Origin of the sequence: Pseudomonas sp. NPDC087614, from assembly GCF_044743485.1 — a bacterium.
In the GTDB taxonomy this organism is placed as follows: domain Bacteria; phylum Pseudomonadota; class Gammaproteobacteria; order Pseudomonadales; family Pseudomonadaceae; genus Aquipseudomonas; species Aquipseudomonas baetica_A.
The window spans coordinates 1-3,801 of record NZ_JBIUWN010000087.1; the positions used below are offsets into that span (position 1 = coordinate 1).

General features: G+C 63.8%; 3 protein-coding genes. All 3 read left to right on the plus strand.

Annotation, left to right across the window (positions count from 1 at the left end; all coding sequences use genetic code 11):
* The first annotated feature begins 227 nt into the window (after positions 1–227).
* Positions 228–1,157, plus strand: coding sequence for a LysR substrate-binding domain-containing protein (locus tag ACIOWA_RS23875; RefSeq protein WP_401162249.1), 930 nt, complete (start codon positions 228–230; stop codon positions 1,155–1,157).
* A 9-nt stretch (positions 1,158–1,166) separates the two neighbouring features.
* Positions 1,167–3,242, plus strand: a complete 2,076-nt coding sequence (gene recG, locus ACIOWA_RS23880; protein ID WP_401162251.1) for an ATP-dependent DNA helicase RecG — start codon at positions 1,167–1,169, stop codon at positions 3,240–3,242.
* Between the two features lie 79 nt (positions 3,243–3,321).
* Positions 3,322–3,801, plus strand: a 480-nt coding sequence (locus tag ACIOWA_RS23885) for a YbaK/EbsC family protein (RefSeq protein WP_401162253.1), incomplete at its 3' end; no start/stop codon positions are given.

Consider the following 3,801-nt stretch of genomic DNA (forward strand, 5'->3'; position numbering starts at 1 on the left):
TGGATGTAAGCCATAACGAAAAATGCTCCGTATCTTTCGATACGGAGCATTTTCATTGAGCGCTGCGCAGATTGCTAGGTTTTCACACAGTCTGCAAAGGTGCCTTTTGCCTATCTGCCCGCGGTAAACCCCACATTGCCCGGTGTCGCACGCCGCCCTCAGTCTGATAACGTGCGTCTATCGATCGCAGCCGGTATGCTTGGCCCGCATCTTCATGGACGCTTGCTATGACCCTCACAGAATTACGCTACATCGTTACCCTCGCCCAAGAGCAGCACTTCGGCCACGCGGCCGAGCGTTGCCACGTCAGCCAGCCGACCCTTTCGGTGGGCGTGAAAAAGCTTGAAGACGAACTCGGTGTGCTGATTTTCGAGCGCAGCAAAAGCGCCGTGCGCCTGACTCCGGTCGGCGAAGGCATCGTCGCCCAGGCGCAGAAAGTCCTCGAGCAAGCGCAAGGCATCCGCGAACTGGCCCAGGCCGGCAAGAACCAGCTGACCGCACCGCTGAAAGTCGGCGCGATCTACACCGTCGGCCCGTACCTGTTCCCGCACCTGATTCCGCAACTGCACCGGGTCGCCCCGCAGATGCCGTTGTACATCGAAGAAAACTTCACCCACGTGCTGCGCGACAAACTGCGCAACGGCGAGCTCGACGCGATCATCATCGCCCTGCCGTTCAATGAAGCCGACGTGCTGACCCTGCCGCTCTACGACGAGCCGTTCTACGTCCTGATGCCGGCCCAGCACCCGTGGACGCAAAAAGAAACCATCGACGCCGGCCTGCTCAACGACAAGAGCCTGCTGCTGCTCGGCGAAGGCCACTGCTTCCGCGACCAGGTGCTTGAGGCCTGCCCGACCCTGACCAAGGGCAACGATGGCGCCAAGCACACCACGGTCGAATCCAGCTCGCTGGAAACCATTCGCCACATGGTCGCGTCGGGGCTGGGCATCTCGATCCTGCCGCTGTCGGCAGTCGACAGCCACCACTACGCCCCGGGCGTGATCGAAGTGCGGCCGCTGTCGGCGCCGGTCCCGTTCCGCACCGTGGCGATTGCGTGGCGCGCGAGCTTCCCGCGGCCCAAAGCCATCGAGATCCTCGCCGACTCCATTCGCCTGTGCTCGGTGGCCAAGCCAGCGGCACCGGTCACCGCCGGTTAAGCGAGCGTCATGACGGAGCTGTCGCAAGTGTCGGTGACGGCACTCAAGGGTGTCGGCGAAGCCATGGCCGAGAAACTGGCCAAGGTCGGCCTGGAGAATCTTCAGGACGTGCTGTTTCACCTGCCGCTGCGCTATCAGGATCGCACCCGTGTGGTGCCGATCGGCGCGTTGCGGCCGGGACAGGACGCCGTGGTCGAAGGCACCGTCAGCGGCGCCGATGTGGTCATGGGTCGCCGGCGCAGCCTTGTCGTGCGTCTGCAGGACGGCACCGGCGGTCTCAGCCTGCGCTTCTACCATTTCAGCAACGCACAGAAAGAAGGCCTCAAGCGCGGCACGCGGGTTCGCTGCTACGGCGAAGCCCGGCCCGGTGCGTCAGGACTGGAAATCTACCACCCGGAATACCGCGCCATCACCGGTGACGAACCGCCGCCGGTGGATGAAACCCTGACCCCGGTCTACCCGCTCACCGAAGGCCTGACCCAGGCACGTCTGCGCCAGTTGTGCATGCAGACCCTGACCCTGCTCAAGCCCAGCACCCTGCCCGACTGGCTGCCGACCGAACTCGCTCGCGACTATCAACTGGCACCGTTGGCCGATGCGATCCGCTACCTGCACAACCCGCCCGCCGATGCCGACGTCGACGAACTCGCCCTCGGTCATCACTGGGCCCAGCATCGTCTGGCCTTCGAAGAACTGCTGACGCACCAACTGTCACAGCAACGTCTGCGCGAAAGCATGCGCTCCCTGCGCGCGCCAGCGATGCCGAAAGCGAAAAAACTGCCACCGAAATACCTGGCCAACCTCGGTTTCAGCCCGACCGGCGCCCAGCAACGGGTGGGCAACGAAATCGCCTACGACCTCAGTCAGCACGAACCGATGCTGCGGCTGATTCAGGGCGACGTGGGCGCGGGCAAAACCGTGGTCGCTGCCCTCGCCGCGTTGCAAGCGCTGGAGGCCGGTTATCAAGTCGCACTGATGGCGCCGACCGAGATCCTCGCCGAGCAACACTTCATCACCTTCAAGCGCTGGCTCGAACCGTTGGGCATCGACGTCGCATGGCTGGCCGGCAAGCTCAAAGGCAAGAACCGCGTCGCCGCGCTGGAGCAGATCGCCAGCGGCACGCCAATGGTGGTCGGCACTCACGCGCTGTTCCAGGACGAAGTGCAGTTCAAGAACCTCGCGCTGGTGATCATCGACGAACAGCACCGATTCGGCGTGCAGCAACGGCTGGCGCTGCGGCAGAAAGGCGTCGGCGGGCGCATGTGCCCGCACCAACTGATCATGACCGCCACGCCCATTCCCCGGACGCTGGCGATGAGCGCTTACGCCGACCTCGACACCTCGATCCTCGACGAACTGCCGCCCGGACGCACCCCGGTCAACACCGTGCTGGTCACCGACACCCGCCGCGTCGAAGTCATCGAACGGGTTCGCGGCGCTTGCGCCGAAGGGCGTCAGGCCTACTGGGTGTGCACGCTGATTGAAGAGTCGGAAGAACTGACCTGTCAGGCCGCCGAGACCACGTTTGAAGACCTCACTCTTGCCCTCGGCGAACTGAAAGTCGGGCTGATTCACGGGCGCATGAAACCCGTGGAGAAAGCCGCCGTCATGGCCGAATTCAAGGCCGGCAACCTGCAACTGCTGGTCGCGACCACGGTGATCGAGGTCGGCGTCGACGTGCCCAACGCCAGCCTGATGATCATCGAAAACCCCGAGCGCCTGGGCCTTGCGCAGCTCCACCAGTTGCGCGGCCGCGTTGGCCGAGGCAGCGCCGTCAGCCATTGCGTGCTGCTCTATCATCCGCCGCTGTCACAGATCGGTCGCCAGCGACTGGGCATCATGCGCGAGACCAACGACGGTTTCGTCATCGCCGAAAAAGACCTCGAACTGCGCGGCCCCGGCGAAATGCTCGGCACCCGCCAAACCGGCCTGCTGCAATTCAAAGTCGCCGACCTGATGCGCGACGCCGACCTGCTGCCTGCCGTGCGCGACGCCGCACAAGCCTTGCTGGAACGCTGGCCGACTCACGTCAGCCCATTGCTCGACCGCTGGCTGCGCCATGGGCAGCAATACGGCCAAGTGTGAGCACCGTCGCAGTTTCTGACAGATCGTTCTGATCAAGCTGGTTATACTCCTGCCATTGTTTCAAAAACGGATACAGACCATGACCGAAGCCGCTCTCGCCCCCGAATCCCCGCACGCGCCGTCTGTCATTCGGCTGCTGCTAGGCAAGCTGGGCATCGCCTACGAAGAAGTGCTCGACCACCACGGCCTCAATGCATCGCGCAAGGTACAAGCCGTGTTGCTGGACGACGCCGTCGGCGCGCTGATGGTGCTGTTTCCACAGAGCCAGTTGCTGGATCTCAATCGCCTCGCCGAACTGACGGGTCGACGCCTCACCGCCGTGTCCACCGAGCGCCTGGAAAAGATGCTCGGCAAACACAGCCTGAGCCTGCTGCCAGGCCTGCCGGCGCTGACCAGTTCGCCGTGCCTCTACGAAGAAAGCCTGCTGCGCGAGCCGAAGCTGCTGATCAACTCCGGCGAGCCGGGCCTGCTGCTGGAAATCGCCAGCGAAGACTTCAAGACCATGCTGACCAAGGCCAGCGCCGCCAATTTCGGCGAAGCCCTGAGCAGCATCCGCCCG